This is a genomic window from Nocardioidaceae bacterium SCSIO 66511, assembly GCA_023100825.1.
GTDB lineage: Bacteria > Actinomycetota > Actinomycetes > Propionibacteriales > Nocardioidaceae > Solicola.
The window spans coordinates 2,225,130-2,244,421 of record CP095846.1; the positions used below are offsets into that span (position 1 = coordinate 2,225,130).

The following is a 19,292-nucleotide window of genomic DNA, read 5'->3' on the forward strand; positions in this document are numbered from 1 at the left end:
ATCTGTGGATGTCACCACAACCGAATGGCTCATCACCGTCGGAGTCACGGTCGCCGTGCTCCTGTTCGACATCATCATCGTCGCGCGTCGTCCGCATGAGCCGACGATCAAGGAATGCGCGATCGCTCTGTCGGTCTACGTCGGGCTGGCGGTGCTGTTCGGGATCTGGGTCACGGCCTTCCACGGTCACGACTTCGGCGTCGAGTTCTACGCCGGCTGGCTGACGGAGTACAGCCTCTCGATCGACAACCTCTTCGTCTTCATCATCATCATGTCGGCGCTGAACGTGCCGCGGAAGTACCAGCAGGAGGCGCTGCTCGTCGGCATCATCCTGGCGTTGATCTTCCGGGCGATCTTCATCGCGCTCGGCAAGGTGGCGATCGACAACTTCTCTTGGGTCTTCTACATCTTCGGCGCGTTCCTCGTCTACACCGCGTACACGCTGGTGAAGAGCTACCGCAGCCACGATGACGAGGAGTACAAGGAGAACAAGCTCATCGCGTTCGCGCGTAACCACCTGAACGCGACCGACGAGTACCACGGCCTCAAGCTCTTCATCAAGCGCAACGGCAAGCGGATGATCACGCCGATGTTCATCGTGATCGTGGCGCTCGGTTCGACCGACATCATGTTCGCGCTCGACTCGATCCCGGCGATCTACGGGCTGACCCAGGAGGCGTACATCGTCTTCACGGCGAACGTGTTCGCGCTGATGGGGCTGCGACAGCTGTACTTCCTGCTCGGTGACATGCTGCAGAAGCTCGTCTACCTGTCGCTGGGCCTGTCGTTCATCCTCGCCTTCATCGGTGTGAAGCTCGTACTGCACGCGCTGCACGAGAACGAGCTGCCGTTCATCAACGGCGGTGAGCCGCTGCACGGCGTACCCGAGATCGACACGCTGCTGAGCTTGGGTGTGATCATCGTCGTACTGACCGTCACGGCCGTCGCGAGCCTGCTCAAGTCACGGAACCAGTCCGAGATCGGATAGGTCTCGATTCGCCCTGTTTTGCAGTCCTGTCGCGCGTCTCGTACCGTTCGGCCGCGCGGCAGGGTTGCGGAACCCGGGCAGCATCGCTCAGACCCTCGTCACTGAGGGTGATTGCGACACGCCGGTGCGAGTTGGCGTGTACGAAAAGCTGTCGTAGTCTGTCGTTTGCTACTCGTACCGGCACGCCGAATTCCGCCCGGTCGGTCGAGTCCCTACCGTCAAACAGCACGACGAGGGCGGAAGTGGGGGAACCACAAGTTCCTCGGAGCAGGACACGCACCACGGTGCAGGTTCGGCTCCTCGGGGTGAAGTCGCGAAAGCGGCGGGGCACCTTCTGGCCCTAACCCGACAGCTCACCTCACAGGCGTCGGAAGGGATCACCGCTGTGTCCTCAATTGCTCTGCGCAATCAATCCGGCATGCGCCGCACCGTCCGCATCGCATCGTCCGGCCTAGCCGTCGGTGCGCTCGTCGCCGGCACCATGGCCATGACGACAACGTCAGCCGACGCGGCCAAGAACCGCACCTGGAACCGCCTGGCCCAATGCGAGTCCGGCGGCCGCTGGCACATCAACTCCACCTACGACGGCGGGCTCCAGTTCAGCCCCTCGACGTGGCGTGGCTACGGCGGCGGCAAGTTCGCCTCGTACGCGTACAAGGCCAAGCGTTGGCAGCAGGTCGCGATCGCCGAGCGCGTGCTCCGCGGTCAGGGCTGGGGCGCCTGGCCGGCGTGCTCCTCCAAGCTCGGCCTTACCCGCGCCGACGCCAAGGCCAAATGGGAAGGCCGCCCGCGCAAGAAGATCAAGAAGGCCACGGCGCACGGCCACGCCAGCGCCACCGTCTACCTGCGCCCGCGGACGCGCTGAGCGCACTCTCCTGCAGTACGTCGGCCTCGTCCGTTGTGGGCGGGGCCGACGTTGCGTTTCAGCGGTGGAGGAACGAGCCCGCGCCGGCGAGGTTGTCCGCGCGTTCCTTGGCCATCGGCGCGTGTTCGACGTGCTGTTGCCGGTCGCCGTCGGGGGCATGCAGCATCTGAGCAGTCTCCCCGGCTTCGCCGGTTGCGAAGCCGACGTGGGTGATGCCGCGAGACGTACGACCGAAGAAGTAGAGGTCGCCCGCAACCGCCGAGCGCGGATTGAGCTGCGCAGACGCGTCGTACTGGTCATGGGCGTCACGCGGCACCGTGACGCCGAACCTGCGGTGCGTGAGATGCACGAATCCGGAGCAGTCGACGCCCCAGCCGCTCGTACCGCCCCAGAGATAGCGCATGCCGACGAACTGCCCGGCGGAGGCGAGGAGCGAGGTGACGTCGCGTACGTCGGCGGGCTGGGGTACGCGGTCTGTCGAGCTCGCCGCCAACTCGATGGGGCCGCCGGGCGCTGCTAGACGGACGACGTCGGGCGTACGCTCCAGCTCCGGCAGGACCGTGCCGTACGAGATCGCGCCATTGGAAGTCTCGGCGACGAGCGTTGTCACGACCGCGAGGGGAGCGTCTGTCGGGTCCAGTTCCGCGACGTGGGCCGCGGGTACCCAGCCGGGATATCCGTCAGGGTCCTTGGACGACGGCTGCCACGGCAGCACGACCTCCAACCAACCGTCGCGTTCGGAGACGATCCGCACCGGCTCGCCGAGGACGGCCTGGGTTTCGGTACGTCCGTGCAATGCCGACGGAGGAGCGTCGAGGAGTGCGGTGTTCCAGGCGACCGGGTCGGGTGTCGACGCCACGATCGCGGCGTCGATGTCACGGGGGGCGTCCGGGGAGGTCCATACGGTCGTCACCGGCGTTGCGATCACAGTGGTCACGTGTTCACTCCGTCGATGCCGAGCCCCGGCGTACGGGGAAGGACGATGGTCGAGCGTTCGTAGTGCAGGCCGCCGCTGTACGGAGATTCCGCGGCCCACCAGGCGGCGTCGAGGTCGTTGACGACCGTGGTCGGGTACGCGGCGACCAGGCTGGCGGCCGCACCGACGCCCACGTGCGTCTCCATCATGGAGCCCACCATGGTGCCGACGCCGTGGCTGTGCGCAACCTCGAGAAGAGTACGCGCCGTGCGGAGCCCGCCGCACTTGGCGAGTTTGACGTTGACCATGTCGACCGCTCGTCTGCGGATCAGCTCGACCAGGTCGCGGATCGAATGCAGGCTCTCGTCGGCCATGATCGGTGTCGCAACGCGATCGGTCACCCACGCCAGCCCGTCGAGGTCGGCGGCGGCGACGGGCTGCTCGATCAGCTCGACGTCGAGGCGTGCGTCCTCGAGCGCGCCGATGACCGAGACGGCTTCGCGAGGGGTCCATCCCTGGTTGGCGTCGAGTCGGATGCGTACGTCTGGCCCGGCTGCCTCGCGCACCGCGCGTACCCGCTCGACGTCGGTGGCGGCGTCCGTACCGACCTTCATCTTGACGATGCCGAACCCGTCGGAGATCCGAGCGTTCGTCGTATCGGGCAATGCCGTGGCGTCGGCGGCCGCGAGCGTGACATCGGTGGGCACCTCGTGCGCCGTCGCGCCGAGGAATCGCGGCAAGGAGACGTCGAGGCGGCGCGCGGCGAGATCGTGCAGTGCGATGTCGACGGCCGCCTTCGCCCCAGCATTGCCCACAACGCTGGCCGAGACGTCGCGCAGGAGAGCCACGAGGTCGTCGGGGTCGCGGCCGGTCACCAGCGCACTGAGCGGGCCGTCGATGCACTCCTTGGCGCTCGCCAACGACTCGCCCGTCACCTGCCAGACGGCCGGGGCCTCGCCGTAGCCGCGTGCGCCGTCGGCATCCTCGATTTCGACGACGACGGTGTCGGTGGTGTCGGTACGCCGCAGCGCGGTGACGAAGGGTGTGTGTAGCGGCACGCTGAGCCGGTACGTACGGACGGCGGAGATCATGGCCGAAGGCTATCTGGGGCGTACCTGCCAGCATTCGGCGGCGACCCGGGCGACGAGCCGATGTGCGGTCGGATCATCGAGTAATGCGCTCGTGAAGATCGACAGGATGAACGGCCGCGCGCCGTCGGGCCGAACGATGCCGACGTCGTGGCAGGCCTCGTCGATCCAGCCTGTCTTGTGCGCGAGGTAGGTGTTGGGCGGTAGCCCCGCCGGGATCGCGTCGTTGGTCTCGCAGGCCGCCAGCACCCTTTCGACCTCGGTCGTGCGCTGCGCCGGCACCAGCTTCCCGGCGAGCAGCGCGACCAGCACACGGGCCATATCGGACGCGGTAGCCGTGTTGAACACGCCCGCACCGCTGGCCGGTTCGTCCTGGATGCCGCGCCGAAGCCGGGCAGTCGTCGCACCCGCCAGTTCGTACACGTCGTTGACGGCAGCGAACCCGATCCGTTCGATCAGCAGGTTCGTCGCGAGGTTGCTGGACAGGATGATCGCGCGCTCCGCCAGCCATCCGATGGTGGCCCGCTGTCCGAGTCGCGCCCACGGTTGCGGGTCGTTGTCGTAGTCCTCGGTCATCACGTACGACTCGTCGTCGAGCACGGAGGCGAACTCGTCGTGCACGGTCAGCTCTTCGTCGAGGTTCAGATCGCCCGACTCGGCGGCGCGGTGCACGGCGATGAGCAGCGGCAGCTTGAGGGTGCTGGCCGCCGGATGCTCGTGTTCGCCGTCTCGTACGAACGAGGCGGTGCCGTCGAGAGTCCCCATCCAGACCGAGATCGTCGCGTCGTACTCCGCGGCGATCGACGAGAGCCGGTCGTCGAGGCCTGCCCCCGTCACTCGAGCCCGCTCGGATCTTTGAAGTACGTGCGCTGGGCACGCATGGCGCGGTTCACGAACCAGGTGATCGCCCACAGCACAACGCCGACCGCCAGCAGCAGACCGGCGACCTCGTACTGCTCACCGTCACGGTCGGTGTACGGCGTCACGAAGAACGCGCAGGCGAGCGTGCCGATGATCGGTAGCACGGTCGGCGCCCGGAAGTGGTACCCGTCGACGGAGTCGCGCCGCAGGACGAGCACGGCGATGTTGACGACCGTGAACACGCCGAGCAGTAGCAGGGCGGTCGTACCGCCGAGAACGCTGACCGCGTTGTCGCTCGCGTTGGAGACGTAGATGATCAGGCCGAACGCGATGGCGGTTGTGAACAGGATCGATGCCCACGGCGTACGCCGCTTGTGATGCACCTTGCCGAGGAACGGCGGAAGGACGGCCTGGTTGGCCATGCCGTACAACAGTCGGCTCGCCATCAGCATGTTGATCAGCGCGGAGTTGGCAACGGCGAAGATCGTGATGAACGGGAAGATGTCGTCGATCGGTACGTCCGGAGCGCCCCGCTGTACGACCTCGACGAGCGGTGTCGGGCTCTCGGTCAGTACGCCGACGGGGACGACCGCGACAGCGCAGATGGACACCAGGATGTAGATGACGCCCGTGATCGACAGACCGGTGAGCATGACCTTCGGGAAGGTGCGAGCCGGGTCGTGCGTCTCCTCGGCCATGTTCACGGAGTCCTCGAACCCGACCATCGCGAAGAAGGCGAGGGAGGTCGCCGCGGTGACCGACAGGAAGACGCTCTTGTCTTCGGCCGTCTCGAACGCGACGACGCGGGAGAAGTCGGCGTCGCCGCCGGCCATGACCCAGAAGCCGACGAGGATCACCAGGAGCAGGCCGGAGAGCTCGATCATCGTCAGCACGACGTTCGCCTTGACGCTCTCGGCGACACCGCGGAAGTTCACTGCGGCGACGAGTGCCATGAAGCCGAGCGCGAGGAGGAGAAGTCCGGCGTCGGAGATCTCCAGGTCGAACCCGACGGCGAAGTTGTCGGCGACGGTCTTGGCGGCGGTGGATGCGGACGTGATGCCCGAGCACATCACCGTGAAGCACACCAGGAAGGTGAGGAAATGTAATCCGAAGGCCTTATGGGTGTAGAGCGCCGCACCCGCAGCCTGCGGGTACTTCGTGACGAGCTCGAGGTACGAGAACGCCGTGATCATCGCGATCGAGAAGGCGACCAAGAACGGCAGCCATGCAGCTCCGCCGACCTCGCCCGCGACCTGGCCGGTGAGTGCATAGACACCCGTGCCGAGAATGTCGCCGACGATGAACAGCAACAGAAGTTTCGTGCCCATCACTCGTCTGAGTTCGGGCTGCCCCGTTTCAGGCGTGGGCGCGGTTGACTCGCTCATCGGCCTCTCCTTTGTCGTCGAGAGACACCTTGTACTGTTCGGGGGTCAACGGCAAGCATCATCGCCCAGGCGATCTCGGAGATCGTGCCAGGACGCTCACTGCGATCGCGGAGATGAGGGCTGCGAGGGCGAGTGCTCCGACCGCGGCCGCCGTCGCAGACCAGCCGCCGTGGGACCACGCGATGCCGACCGAGGTGCCGAAGACACTCGACCCGGCGTAGTAGGCGAGCACGTAGATCGCGCTCGCTATCGTCGTCGGACCCTGCGCGAGCCGAGGGACCCAGCCGCTCGCGGCGGAGTGTGCGGCGAAGAAGCCAGTGGTGAACAACACCGTGCCGACAACCAGCGACGGGAGCCAGTCGGCGAGGGTGATGGCGAGGCCGGCGATCATCGCGACGATGGCCGCGCAGACGACCGGCGGACGCCCGAACCGGTCGGACAACCTGCCCGCGACGACCGATGCGGCGGTGCCCGACAGGTACGCGAGGAACACCAACGACACGATGCTGCTCGGTAGATCGAAGGGCGCCGACTCCAGCCGGAACGTCAGGTAGTTGTACATCGCCACGAAACCGCCCATGAGCAGGAACGGCAACAGGTACAGCAGTACGAGCGGCGGGTTGCGCAGTTGCCGCAGTACGTCGCGTACGACTGTTCGGGTAGAGGCGCCGTGCGCTTGGGAGACCGTTGGCGGCAGGTTGGCCCAGAACACGACCGCGGCGATGGCGCAGACAAGCCCGATACCGGCCTGCGAGGCGCGCCAGCCGAGCAGGTCGTCCACGGACGCCGACACGAGCCGCCCGCCGATCCCGCCGAGGGAGTTGGCCGCGACGTACATGCCCATCGCGGTTCCGACGGCGCGCGGGTGCACCTCGGCGCCGACGTGGCCCATGGCCACACCGACGACGGCCGCGATTGCGACACCGAGCAGTGCGCGCGCTACGACGAGAGCCGGGAACGACGGCGCTGCGGCGCTGAGGAGTACCACGAGGGTCACGGCGCACAGCCCGATCCGCATGACGCGCGCGCGGCCAAGCGACTCCGCGACCATGCTCATGGGTACGACCGCGACGGCGAGGGCGCCCGTGCCTGCGGAAACCGTCAGGCTCGCCTTGGTCGCCGAGACGTCGAACTCGGAGCCGAGGGTCGGCATGAGTGCCTGCGTGCTGTAGAGCGCGCCGAATGCGGCGATCCCCGCGGCCAGCATCGCGGTGTTGAGCCGCCGCAGACCGGTCGTACCCGGGAGGTGACCGACGGCGGAGGTGCTCACCCGCCGACTCTCTCACCCCCGGGGCAATGCCTCCTCGCCGACCGCCGTGACTCCGAGCGAGCAGGCGCCGATGCACGTAGCGAACGCGATCGTCGCGGCCGCACCGTCGACGACCATCAAGGTGAGCCCGATGAACAGCACGGGCCACGCGCCGATCCACGCGACACACGTCGCAGCGCGGGCTAACCGATGCGTCGTGTGGAAGCCGACCTCGGCGACGGCGGTGAACACCAGCAGAACGGCGCATGCCGTCGCGATCACGGCGTACGGATGCCCGGAGGCCTCCTCGGGCAGCGCGAGGCGGTAGCCCGCAGCGGAGAGTCCGACGGCCGCGAGCAGGACGGCGAGGATGCCGTTGAGCGCGTGGCTGACCCGTGCCGCGGACGGTGCGGCGCCGGTGGTTTGCAGGACGGCCATCTGATGACTATAGACACGATGCCTGGAGTTAACCGTCCGTTCACCTGATTTGCGGGTCTTCTGCTCGCTCCGGTGCGACTACCCGGCTGCCGGGTTCGGCTTCGCTGTCGGCTTCCCGCTTCCTTCGGTGCGACCACCCCGCTGCCCGATTCCGGCTCGTTGTCGGCGTTCCCGTCTCAGTCGGTTCGACCACCCGTCACCCCTATCCTCGCCGCTGTCGGCTCCCCGCTTCCTTCGGCTGGGCAAAAGACGCGGCGACGCGCGGAGCCGCCATTTCGGTTCGGTTGCTCGGCGGCTTTCCCGCCACTTTGAGGCGATCGCGGGGTAAGGGCGGGTGCCTCCCAAGGCGGATTGTCACTGTCCACGGGACATGTCCCTTGGGACAGTGACCACTTGCCTTGGGGCGTACGGCTGCGAGCTGCGGTTTGCCTTGGTACCAAGGCAAACCGCACGACCGACGACGCGCGTGAGTGAACTCCTGCCACGGCAGCCACGTACGTACCAACGAGCACGGCAACCTCCCACTTTGCACGGCGAATCTGCCGTGCAAAGCGGAACTTCACCATGTTTACCTGGTAAAGCACCACCACCGACCCCGCAAAAGCCGACCGAATCGGGAAAGCCGGCAAGCAACCCCAGCCCGAAGCTGCGTCTCCCGCGTCGCCGCGTCTTTAGCCCAGCCGAGGTAGCCGGGAAAGCCGACGGGGGGCCGGAATCGGGCAACCGGGTAGTCGCGCGGTTAGCAGAAGCGGGAAAGTCGACCGCGACGAGACGCGAAGCGGCGGGTAGTCGCACTATAGAAGCGGCAACGCCGACGGCGACGCGAGCCGAAGCGGCGGGAAGTCGGAGGGAAGTACGCGAAGCCGACAGAGACGACGCGGGTAGTCGCACCGAACCCCCGGAACCCCCGACTACCAGCCGCGCTCGCGCCACTGCGGCAGCTGCGGACGTTCGGCACCGAGTGTGGTGTCGTCTCCGTGACCGGGATAGACCCATGTCTCGTCGGGTAGCCGGTCGAACAGTTTGCGCTCGACGTCGCCCAACAGAGATGCGAAGTCGGCGGGGGAGCCGGTCTTGCCGACACCGCCGGGGAAAAGGCTGTCGCCGGTGAACAGATGTGGTTCGCCGTCCGGGTCGTCGTACAGCAAGGCGATCGAGCCGGGTGTGTGTCCGACGAGGTGGATGACCTCGAGTTCGCAGCTGCCGACCGGGATGCGGTCGCCGTCGTCGAGGCGTTCGCGGACGGTGACCGGGAGGTCGTCGGCGTCGAGCTCGCCGGCGGCGGTCGTCGCTCCGGTGGCGTCGACGACCTGCGCCAGCGCCTGCCAGTGGTCGGGGTGCCGGTGGGTCGTGACGACGGTACGAAGGCCGCCGTCACCGATCACGCGAAGCAGGGTGTCGGGTTCTGCGGCGGCATCGATCAGGACCTGCGTGTCGTCGTGGCGACAACGGAGGAGGTAGGCGTTGTTCGACATCGGGCCGACAGCGACCTTCGTGATGATCAGGTCGGCGAGCTCGCGTGTGTCGGGTGTTCCGCCGACTTGTACGTTGCCGCTGTACGTCACTACTTCCTCCAGAGGTCAGGCTACGAAGACCGGCCGGTCAGCGCCAGGCGCCGAGCTCGGGGAGCTTGCCGGAGTCGATCGAGAGCGGCGTTCCGTCACCGCGGCCGGTCACCCAGGCGAGAAGGTCTGTGGCACTGCCCGAGACGGTGCGTTTGCCTTCGCCGATGTCGAGTCCGATATCGGTTGCGTGCAGCGCGACCGGCTTGGCGCTTTGCGATGCGAGGTCGCGGGCCGCCTCCGGCAGCGTGTTACGTACCCAGGCGTCGGGCCACGACCCCTGCTCGTAGCCGAGCGCCAGGTCGACGTGGTGCAGTTCGACCTCGCCGAGTCGGAGCATCGGGATCCACCAGGCGGGCCGCGCAGTGTCCGGTCCGGGTCGTACCTCGGCGAGCCAGCTCCGCTGGGGGAGCAGCTCGAGTTCGAGCGCGAGGGCTTTCGCGGTCACCTCGACGTCCTTGACCAGGTCGTCGGCGCTGCGGCCTGAACCGGACTCGATGTCGGCCGCACGTTGCTCCCTCGACTCGTACATCGCCGTCTCCTCGCCGGTGCGGGCCCAGGTGCAGAGGTTCGTCACGGCCTCGGCGTTGCGCGCCAGGTGAGTCAGGAGATGACCGCGGGTCCAGTCGGGCAACGCGGTCGGTTCCCGAGCCTGGTCGTCGCTGAGCGAGCGGATCGAGTCGAGGAGCCGGTCGGTCTGGTCGCGGAGTAGTGCCAGAGTCGCCGCAGGGGAGAGCTCCGGTGTCGGCCACGGCATGCCAGGTGAGGGAAGCGTCATGGGCCCTAGAGTGTCAGAACCGGCCCTGGGGGTGCGAGAGAGGCGGCTGGTCCGGCCGCGAGAGGTGTTCGGAGGGGCGGTGTCGGTGGCCAGTGGGATGGTTCTGTCAGTGGGCGCAGTTACCCTGATAGTCGCCCTGAAATCCGGCCTTCGGCCGGGCCGGAAGCACGTTCCACATCGTTTCGACCATCGGGAGAGTCGTGGCAGACCGCCTCCTCGTTCGCGGCGCACGCGAGCACAACCTCAAAGACGTCTCGATCGAGTTGCCGCGTGACTCGCTCGTCGTCTTCACCGGCCTGTCCGGTTCGGGTAAGTCGTCGCTCGCGTTCGACACGATCTTCGCCGAGGGCCAGCGGCGCTACGTCGAGTCGCTTTCGGCATACGCCCGACAGTTCCTCGGGCAGATGGATAAACCCGATGTCGACTTCATCGAGGGCCTTTCACCGGCCGTCTCGATCGACCAGAAGTCGACGTCGCGCAACCCACGCTCCACCGTCGGCACGATCACCGAGGTGTACGACTACCTCCGGTTGCTCTACGCGCGCGCCGGGCGGCCGCACTGCCCGCGGTGCGGTGAGCCGATCACCCGGCAGACGCCGCAGCAGATCGTCGACCGCATTCTCGCGCTGGAGCAGGGGATGCGCTTCCAGGTGCTCGCGCCCGTCATCCGCGGCCGCAAGGGCGAGTACACCGATCTGTTCCGGCAGTTGCAGCAGCAGGGGTTCGGCCGTGTACGTGTCGACGGCGAGACGCATCTGCTGACCGAGCCTCCGAAGCTGGCCAAGCAGAAGAAGCACACGATCGACGTCGTCGTCGACCGTCTCGCGGTCAAGGAGAGTGCGCAGCGACGCCTCACGGACTCGGTGGAGACCGCACTTGCGCTGTCCAGTGGCCTGGTCGTGGTCGACTTCGTCGATCTCGACGAATCCGACCCCGGACGCGAGCGCCGGTTCTCGGAGAAGCTCGCATGCCCCAACGACCATCCGCTCGAGGTCGACGAGCTGGAGCCGCGGTCGTTCTCGTTCAACGCTCCGTTCGGTGCTTGCCCCGACTGCACCGGGCTCGGCACCCGGATGGAGGTCGACCCCGAGCTCGTCGTACCCGACCCCGATCTATCGCTCGACGAGGGCGCGATCACGCCGTGGGCGTCGGCCCACGTCGCCGACTACTTCGGTCGCATTCTCGGTGCGCTCGCCGATGAGCTCGGTTTCGACACCTCGACGCCGTTCGGTGAGCTGCCCAACGAGGCGCGCGAAGCGCTGCTCACGGGGCATCCCACCCAGGTGCATGTGCGTTACCGCAACCGTTACGGCCGCGAGCGCTCGTACTACACGACGTTCGAAGGCGTGATCCCGTACATCATCCGCCGGCACGGCGAAGCGGAGTCCGATACGAGCCGCGAGCGACTCGAGGGCTACATGCGCGAAGTGCCGTGCCCGACCTGCAACGGCACCAGGCTGCGCCCGGTGATCCTCGCGGTCACCATGAACAGCCCCACTTACGGCGAGAAGAACATCGCCGAGCTGTGTGCACTCTCGATCGGCGAGGCCGCCGAGTACCTCCGCGACCTCGACATGACCGAGCGCGAGCGCCAGATCGGCGAGCGCGTGCTCAAGGAGATCCACGAGCGGCTGCGGTTCCTCCTCGACGTCGGCCTCGACTACCTCACGCTCAACCGGGCCGCCGGCTCGTTGTCGGGCGGCGAGGCGCAGCGCATCCGGCTGGCCACGCAGATCGGCGCCGGCCTGGTCGGTGTCCTGTATGTACTCGACGAGCCGTCGATCGGTTTGCACCAGCGCGATAACCACCGGCTGATCGAGACCCTCGTACGCCTGCGCGATCTCGGCAACACGCTGATCGTCGTCGAGCACGACGAAGACACCATCCGCACCGCCGACTGGGTCGTCGACATCGGTCCGGGTGCGGGAGAGCACGGTGGTCAGGTCATCGTGTCCGGCACGGTCGACGAGCTGTACTCGCACGCAGACTCCCTCACCGGCCAGTACCTCTCCGGCCGCCGGGAGATCCCGATCCCGCCTGTGCGGCGCCCCGCGACTCCGGGGCGCGAGGTGGTCGTACGCGGTGCGTACGAGCACAACCTGCAAGACATCGACGTGACCTTTCCGCTCGGCGTGCTGGTGGCCGTCACCGGTGTCTCCGGGTCGGGCAAGTCGACGCTGGTCAACGACATCCTCTACCGGTCCCTTGCCAAGCACATCTACAACGCGCGCGACATTCCTGGGCGGCACCGCACCATCGAAGGCGTCGGCGAGGTCGACAAGGTGATCCACGTCGACCAGTCACCGATCGGGCGCACCCCGAGGTCCAACCCGGCGACGTACACCGGAGTCTGGGACCACGTGCGCAAACTGTTCGCGCAGACACCCGAGGCGAAGGTGCGCGGCTACCAGCAGGGTCGGTTCTCCTTCAACGTCAAGGGCGGCCGATGCGAAGCCTGCTCCGGTGACGGCACGATCAAGATCGAGATGAACTTCCTGCCTGATGTGTACGTCCCGTGCGAGGTGTGCCACGGGGCGCGCTACAACCGCGAGACGCTCGAGGTGCATTACAAGGGCAAATCGGTCGCCGACGTGCTCGATATGCCCATCGAGGAGGCGGTTGACTTCTTCGAGGCCATTCCGGCGATCTCGCGTCATCTCAAGACGCTGGTCGACGTCGGTCTCGGTTACGTGCGCCTCGGCCAGCCCGCACCGACGCTTTCGGGTGGTGAAGCTCAGCGGGTGAAGCTCGCATCCGAGCTGCAGAAGCGATCGACCGGCCGCACGCTGTACGTACTCGACGAGCCGACCACGGGCCTGCACTTCGAAGACATCAACAAGCTGCTCGGCGTACTCGGTCGCCTAGTCGATGCGGGCAATACGGTCGTCGTGATCGAGCACAACCTCGACGTGGTCAAGACGGCCGACTGGATCATCGACATGGGGCCCGGCGGCGGCAACCGCGGCGGCACCGTCGTGGCCGAGGGCACGCCGGAGACGATCGCGGCAACGCCGGACAGTCACACGGGGGCCTTCCTCGGGCCGGTGCTCGACGGACGCGAGGCCACGGTCGGCGCCGTACCGACCGAGGCGCGGCCCGCAAAGGCGGTCGGCGCGAAACGGACGGCGAAGAAGGCTGTCAAGAAGAAGCCGACCGCGAAGAAGGCAGCGGCGAAGAAGGCAGTGGTGAAGAAGGCGCCCGCCAAAAGGACGCCTGCCAAGAAAACGGCCGCGAAGAAGGCGACCCGGCGCTGACGTCCTGTCACGCTCAGCGGGCGGTCAGGCCTGGGGGAGACCGCCCCGCCAGAGTTGGTCGCGTCGAGCATGTCGACGGTCGAGCCGCTCATCGAGCATCGTGGCGGCCTCCGCGTTGCGTCCCGCCGCGATCAGCGCCGCGATGCGGGTGTCCTCGATGACCTCGCGCTGCGCGTCGCTGCCACCGAGCTTCCAGGTGGTCGATGCCATCGAGGCAAGGCCGTCCGCCGCCGCGTCGTACGAGCCGCCCCGCATCGAGACAAGAGCTCGGCACAACGGTGCGGCGACCTCGCGCAACACCTGGTCGTCGTGCGTCGTACATCGGCGGCTCAGCTGCTCGAGCCGGTCGTCGTCGCCGGCCGCACACAGGCCGAGGGCGGCATGCATGGCGAGGAACGGCGTATCCGGCTCGACCAGGTCGCAGTTGCTCACCTGCTCGAGCACCTCGGCTGCGTCGGGCACCGAGTCGGCACCGGGAGACAGCGACCACCGCCACAGCAACGACGCGGAGTCGACCAGCGCACGGCAGCCGGTGACCCGAGGTGGGGCGAGCTCGTTCTCGAACCGGCGGCGCACCGACGCCAGATCGCCGTTCGAGAGTTCGTGGAGCGCGGCATGCCACGAGAAATGCGCGAGGTTGTCGGCATCGGGACCCGAGGTGTCGATCCAGTCCGTGATCCAGGCGAGGCCGGCGTCGTGGTCGCCGGTCTCGTAATGGACGTGGGCACGTGCATGAACGGAGTGCCCCGCGCCCGGGTTCTCGTCGAGTGAGCGCCGAGCGAGGTCCATGGCCTCGTCGAACCTTCCCTGCTCCTGACGGATGAAGCCGAGCAACCCGTTGAACCACCAGTCGTCGCCGTACGCCGACTGGGCGCCCTCCACGATCTGCCAGGCCTGGGCGGGCACGGTCGTCACGCCGGAGAATGCGATCGTGGGCACGGCGACCGAAAGCAGCAACGCATCACGGGGGTACGTGCGAAGGTGGGCGATGAGCGGATCGGAGTCGCCTCGCAGATGCGAGACGACAGCGTGGATATGGCTGCGCTCGCGATCACTGGAGCGCCGCGAATGCCTTAAGGCGGAGGCCACTCTGGCCGGCAGATTGACGTTCGCGCCGAGCTCATGCCCCATCAGGGCGAGCGTCGAATGACCGACCGCGAACGTCGGGTCGAGTGCAACTGCCGCGGCGACCGCCTCGACGCCACCGCGGCGGACGCCGAGCAGTGCGCGGAGTCCGTCGTTGTAGTGGGCGGCCGCCTCGGCCGATGTCGTGAGCCGCAGTCCGTACAGGTCGACGGGAGTTGCAGCGCTGGCAATGGAGGTCTCAACCGACATAAAAGTATACTAACTCAGTAGATAATCGCGCGACAACGGATCGGTAAGGATCCCCGAGACCTCCACCGTACGCCGCCGAAACCTCGTACGCCGCCAGATTTTCGGTCTACCGCGCCGTGCGTAGTTCCTTGGCTACGCGCAGTGCGCCGACCACCGCGTACGCACCGGTTGCGGCCACCAGTTTCGCGGTCGCGGAGCGGGGCACGTCACCTCGCACGAGGTGTGCGATGCCGGCGGCCGTGTCTCCGACATCGACGACCAGGCCGAGCCTGCGCCATCGTGAACGGGCCTGCTCGTCGCTGAGCAGGTAGCCGCAGCCGAGCGCGAAAGCACGGCTACCGAAGACACGGGTGAGGTACACGACCTCGCCCGATGGCCGACCCGGCAGCCCGGCCGCCTTCGTGTTCGCGGCAGGGGAGGCGTACGCGGCGACTCCCCAGATGATGCGTCCGACAGCCATGGCTGTCACCGCGCGGTCGAGCACCTTCGTCGAATCCCCTTGATCCATGAGGCAAGCATGGCAGACCGCGGCTGGGTTCGTCCGGGCGCGAGCTGGTGTCCGAGGTACCTCGTAGGGTGGATGCGTGCCAGATCCTGCAACCTATCGACCGGCCCAGGGGTCGATCCCGACGTCCCCGGGCGTCTACCGGTTCAGCGACCCCAAGGGCCGGGTCATCTACGTCGGCAAGGCGAAGTCCCTGCGCTCGCGACTGTCGTCGTACTTCGCCGATCCCGCCGGGTTGCACCCGCGTACGCAGACCATGGTGCAGACGGCGGCGAAGGTCGACTGGACCGTCGTATCGACAGAGGTCGAGGCGCTGCAACTGGAGTACACCTGGATCAAGCAGTACGACCCGCGGTTCAACGTGAAGTACCGCGACGACAAGTCGTACCCCTGGCTCGCAGTGACGCTGAACGAAGAGTTCCCACGGGTGATGGTGGGCCGCGGCAAGAAGCGCAAGGGCGTTCGCTACTTCGGCCCGTACAGCCATGCGTGGGCGATCCGCGAGACCGTCGACCTCCTGCTCCGCGTCTTCCCCATGCGGTCGTGCTCCAACGGCGTCTTCAATCGCAGTAAGCAGATGGGCCGCCCCTGCCTACTCGGCTACATCGACAAATGCGCGGCACCGTGTGTCGGTCGGGTGACCGCCGAGGAGCACCGCGAGATCGCCGACGACTTCACGGCCTTCATGGCCGGGCAGACGCAACAGTTCGTGAAGCGTCTCGAACGCGAAATGAAGGCCGCATCCGATGAGCTCGACTTCGAGCGGGCCGCGCGAGTACGCGATGACCTCGGCGCCCTCAAGCAGGCGGTGGAGAAGAACGCCGTCGTCTTCGGTGACGGCACCGACGCCGATGTGCTCGCCCTCGCCGAAGACCCGCTCGAAGCGGCCGTTCAGATCTTCTCGGTCCGTGACGGTCGCATCCGCGGGCAGCGCGGCTGGGTGGCCGACAAGGTCGATGACGCGTCGACGGCAGATCTGGTCGAACGCGCCCTCATCACCTTGTACGACGGGGAAGACGATGAGGCGATCCCGAAGGAAGTCCTCGTACCCGTCGTACCCGACGACGCCACGGCCGTTCGCACCTGGCTGAGCGAGCGTAAGGGCGCGCAGGTCTCCCTGCGCGTACCTCAACGTGGCGATAAGCGGGCGCTGATGGAGACCGTCGAGCGCAACGCGAAGCATTCGCTGGTAATGCACAAGACCAAGCGGGCAAGCGATCTGACCACTCGAAGCAAGGCACTCGAGGAGATCCAGGCTGCCCTCGACCTCGATGAGGCGCCGCTGCGCATCGAGTGCTACGACGTCTCGAACCTCCAGGGCACCGAGGTGGTCGCGTCGATGGTGGTGTTCGAGGACGGCCTTCCCCGCAAGAACGAGTACCGCCGGTTCGTCATTCGCGGGGTCGACGGTCAGAACGACGTCGCGTCGATGCACGAGACGATCACCAGACGGTTCCGGAGGCTGCTCGACGAGCAGGCCGCGGCCGGGGCGACCGCGGCGGGTGACGGATCGGCTGCCACCGAGGACGACGATGCCGCACCGGGCCTGATCGACCCCGAGACCGGCCGACCGCGCAAGTTCTCGTACAGCCCGTCGCTAGTGGTCGTCGACGGCGGTCCTCCGCAGGTCGCCGCGGCGCAGCGCGCACTCGACGAGCTGGGCGTCGACGACGTCGCCCTGTGCGGGTTGGCGAAGCGGCTCGAAGAGGTCTGGGTCCCCGGCGAAGACGATCCGGTGATCCTGCCCCGTACGAGCGAAGGCCTGTATCTCCTGCAGCGCATCCGCGACGAGGCGCACCGGTTCGCGATCGGGCACCATCGCAAACGCCGCTCGAAGTCGATGGTCGAAAGCCAGCTCGACGGGGTGTCGGGGTTGGGCGATGTTCGACGCAAGGCACTGCTCAAGCACTTCGGCTCGCTGAAGAAGCTCCGCGCGGCGACCGTCGAAGAGATCGCCGAGGTGCCAGGATTCGGCATACGTACGGCAGCCAACGTCGTCGAGGCGCTCGCCGCAGTCAACGGAAACGGCAGCAACCGGACCACGTCGGTCAACACCGCGACCGGCGAGATCACCGAGGAGTAGAGGGGACGCGATGTCAGCGATCCGCGAGGTACTGCTCGTCACCGGGATGACCGGGGCGGGCCGGAGTACGGCTGCAAAGGTGCTCGAAGACCTCGGCTGGTTCGTCGTCGACAACCTGCCGCCGCAGTTGCTCGAGCAGACCATAGAGCTGCTCGGCAAGGGTGCATCCGACACCCGTCTGGCGGTCGTCGTGGACGCTCGGTCGCGGTGGTTCTTCTCCGAGCTCGAGGGCTCCCTCACCGATCTACGCGAGCACGGCCTGCGACCGTCGACGCTGTTCCTCGACGCCAGCGACGACGTCCTCGTCCGCCGTCAGGAGGCCGCACGCCGGCCCCATCCGTTGATGCCGGAAGGCCGGTTGCTCGACGGCATCGAGGCCGAGCGCACGATGCTGCGGGTGATCCGCGGCCGGGCCGACGTACTCATCGACACGTCACATCTGAACGTCCATCAGCTGGCAGCCCGGGTGACGACCGCGTTCGCTGACCCCGAGGTGCAGCCGATCCGGGCGACCGTCGTGTCGTTCGGTTTCAAGTACGGCATCCCTGCCGACGCGGACATGGTCGCCGATATGCGGTTTCTTCCCAACCCGTTCTGGGTGCCGGAACTGCGGCACCAGACCGGCCTGACCGAGCCCGTACGTGAGTACGTCTACTCGGCGACCGAAGCGATGGAGTTCCTCGACAACTACGAGGCGGTGCTCAAGGGCGTCGCGCGCGGGTTCGTCCGTGAGGGAAAGCGCTTCCTGAGCATCGCCATCGGGTGCACCGGAGGCAAGCACCGAAGCGTCGCGATGTCCGAGGCGCTCGCCGAACGCCTTCGCGGCGATGACATGCGGGTCTTGGTCGTGCACCGCGACCTGGGGCGCGAGTGACGCCGCGTCGCGTGCCGCGTGCGCCGGGGATCACTCGCCCCGGCGAGCTTCCGTCGGTCGTCGCACTCGGCGGCGGTCACGGGCTGGCGGCGACCCTCGCCGCCGTCCGCCGCATCACCCCCGACATCACCGCCGTCGCGACGGTCGCAGACAACGGCGGTTCGTCCGGCCGCTTACGCGACGAGCTCGGCGTACTCCCGCCCGGTGATCTGCGGATGGCGCTCGCAGCCCTGTGTGGCGATGACGAATGGGGCCGCATCTGGGCCGACGTTCTGCAGCACCGGTTCAGCACCGGAGGCGACCTGCACAACCACGCCGTCGGCAACCTGCTGATCGTCGCGCTGTGGGAGCTGCTCGGCGATCACGTCAACGGGCTCGATCTGGTAGGTCAGCTGCTGGGAGCGCAAGGCCGGGTGCTGCCGATGAGCTCGGTTCCGCTCGACATCGAGGCGCTCGTCCGCCGCGAGCTCGACGGCGAAGAGGTGATCGGGCGCGTACGCGGACAGGTCGAGGTGGCATCGACCGATGCCGAGGTGATGGCGGTACGCCTCGACCCACCCGATCCGCCAGCGTGTCCGGAGGCCGTCGAAGCCATCCGGGCGGCCGACTGGGTCGTGGTCGGGCCCGGATCCTGGTTCACCAGCGTCATTCCGAACCTCCTCGTGCCCGGCATCTTCGATGCGCTGCACGACACCGCGGCGAGACGCATCGTCGTGCTCAACCTCGCGGCACAGCCGGGCGAGACGGACGGATTCTCCCCTGAGACGCATCTCGAAGTGCTCACTGCCCACGCACCGGATCTCCAGATCGACACGGTGCTTGCCGATCCGGGCACAGTCGACGACACCACCAGCCTCTCGAAGGCCGCCGCTTCTCTCGGCGCCGAGCTGGTCGTCGCGGATGTCGGCGCCATCGACGGTTCGCCACGGCATGATCCGCTCCGGCTAGCCTCGGTGCTCGAAGACGTCATCGGATAGTCGCGGCTGGTCCGGCGACCGATTGCGCGTAGACCAGCGACAGGTGGCCGTGCGGCGCGTAACGTCGGATTCGACGTAGAGTTGGTCCGTTGTACTCGGACGACGGAGGGTCGCAGTTGCGACGGAAACGGGGC

Annotated in this window: 15 protein-coding genes, 1 pseudogene and 1 riboswitch; of the genes and pseudogenes, 6 read left to right on the plus strand and 10 right to left on the minus strand. The window is 67.3% G+C overall.

Annotated elements, in window-relative coordinates; all coding sequences use genetic code 11:
• Positions 1-4: 4 nt before the first annotated feature.
• Together MU582_10430 and MU582_10435 are read left to right on the plus strand one after the other, a co-directional pair.
• Positions 5-988: a TerC family protein gene (locus MU582_10430; protein ID UPK77027.1), complete on the plus strand. Its 984-nt coding sequence runs from the start codon at positions 5-7 to the stop codon at positions 986-988.
• Between the two features lie 173 nt (positions 989-1,161).
• Positions 1,162-1,368: riboswitch (cyclic di-AMP (ydaO/yuaA leader) on the plus strand.
• A gap of 146 nt (positions 1,369-1,514) precedes the next feature.
• Positions 1,515-1,733: pseudogene (locus MU582_10435) on the plus strand (transglycosylase family protein).
• Positions 1,734-1,911: 178 nt separating this feature from the next.
• Here MU582_10435 and MU582_10440 read toward each other — a convergent pair.
• The 8 genes from MU582_10440 to MU582_10475 all read right to left on the minus strand — a co-directional run bounded on the left by MU582_10440 (position 1,912) and on the right by MU582_10475 (position 10,130).
• Positions 1,912-2,790 (minus strand): C40 family peptidase, encoded by an 879-nt coding sequence (locus MU582_10440; GenBank protein ID UPK77028.1) that lies wholly within the window; start codon positions 2,788-2,790, stop codon positions 1,912-1,914.
• Positions 2,787-3,860 (minus strand): dipeptide epimerase, encoded by a 1,074-nt coding sequence (locus MU582_10445; protein ID UPK77029.1) that lies wholly within the window; start codon positions 3,858-3,860, stop codon positions 2,787-2,789. The genes MU582_10440 and MU582_10445 overlap by 4 nt, the downstream gene beginning before the upstream one ends.
• A 9-nt stretch (positions 3,861-3,869) precedes the next feature.
• Entirely contained in the window at positions 3,870-4,694 is an 825-nt protein-coding gene (locus tag MU582_10450) for a class A beta-lactamase-related serine hydrolase (GenBank protein UPK77030.1), read from the minus strand.
• Complete coding sequence (locus tag MU582_10455) at positions 4,691-6,103, minus strand: APC family permease (protein UPK77031.1); 1,413 nt, start codon at positions 6,101-6,103, stop codon at positions 4,691-4,693. Before MU582_10455 ends, MU582_10450 begins: the two co-directional genes overlap by 4 nt.
• A gap of 58 nt (positions 6,104-6,161) precedes the next feature.
• Complete coding sequence (locus tag MU582_10460) at positions 6,162-7,373, minus strand: MFS transporter (protein UPK77032.1); 1,212 nt, start codon at positions 7,371-7,373, stop codon at positions 6,162-6,164.
• 12 nt (positions 7,374-7,385) lie between these two features.
• Entirely contained in the window at positions 7,386-7,790 is a 405-nt protein-coding gene (locus MU582_10465) for a hypothetical protein (protein ID UPK77033.1), read from the minus strand.
• Between the two features lie 911 nt (positions 7,791-8,701).
• The gene (locus tag MU582_10470; GenBank protein ID UPK77034.1) at positions 8,702-9,355 is read right to left on the minus strand and encodes an MBL fold metallo-hydrolase; all 654 of its coding nucleotides are present in this window, start codon (positions 9,353-9,355) and stop codon (positions 8,702-8,704) included.
• Between the two features lie 37 nt (positions 9,356-9,392).
• Positions 9,393-10,130 (minus strand): maleylpyruvate isomerase family mycothiol-dependent enzyme, encoded by a 738-nt coding sequence (locus MU582_10475; protein ID UPK77035.1) that lies wholly within the window; start codon positions 10,128-10,130, stop codon positions 9,393-9,395.
• Positions 10,131-10,330: 200 nt separating this feature from the next.
• Here MU582_10475 and uvrA point away from each other — a divergent pair, with 200 nt between their 5' ends.
• Positions 10,331-13,384 carry an excinuclease ABC subunit UvrA gene (gene uvrA, locus MU582_10480; GenBank protein UPK77036.1) on the plus strand — a complete coding sequence of 1,018 codons (3,054 nt, stop codon included), beginning with the start codon at positions 10,331-10,333 and terminating at the stop codon, positions 13,382-13,384.
• Positions 13,385-13,408: 24 nt separating this feature from the next.
• Here uvrA and MU582_10485 read toward each other — a convergent pair whose 3' ends face one another.
• Positions 13,409-14,719 carry a pyridine nucleotide-disulfide oxidoreductase gene (locus MU582_10485; GenBank protein ID UPK77037.1) on the minus strand — a complete coding sequence of 437 codons (1,311 nt, stop codon included), beginning with the start codon at positions 14,717-14,719 and terminating at the stop codon, positions 13,409-13,411.
• 106 nt (positions 14,720-14,825) lie between these two features.
• Positions 14,826-15,227 (minus strand): hypothetical protein, encoded by a 402-nt coding sequence (locus tag MU582_10490; protein UPK77038.1) that lies wholly within the window; start codon positions 15,225-15,227, stop codon positions 14,826-14,828.
• Positions 15,228-15,303: 76 nt separating this feature from the next.
• On the opposite strand from MU582_10490, the gene uvrC reads away from it, so the two are divergent.
• From uvrC to yvcK, 3 genes are read left to right on the plus strand one after another with little or no spacing between them, the layout of a single operon-like run.
• Positions 15,304-17,307, plus strand: a complete 2,004-nt coding sequence (uvrC, locus tag MU582_10495; protein ID UPK77039.1) for an excinuclease ABC subunit UvrC — start codon at positions 15,304-15,306, stop codon at positions 17,305-17,307.
• A 10-nt stretch (positions 17,308-17,317) separates the two neighbouring features.
• Positions 17,318-18,181 carry an RNase adapter RapZ gene (rapZ, locus tag MU582_10500; GenBank protein UPK77040.1) on the plus strand — a complete coding sequence of 288 codons (864 nt, stop codon included), beginning with the start codon at positions 17,318-17,320 and terminating at the stop codon, positions 18,179-18,181.
• Positions 18,178-19,158 carry a uridine diphosphate-N-acetylglucosamine-binding protein YvcK gene (yvcK, locus tag MU582_10505; GenBank protein ID UPK77041.1) on the plus strand — a complete coding sequence of 327 codons (981 nt, stop codon included), beginning with the start codon at positions 18,178-18,180 and terminating at the stop codon, positions 19,156-19,158. Before rapZ ends, yvcK begins: the two co-directional genes overlap by 4 nt.
• Positions 19,159-19,292: the final 134 nt, after the last annotated feature.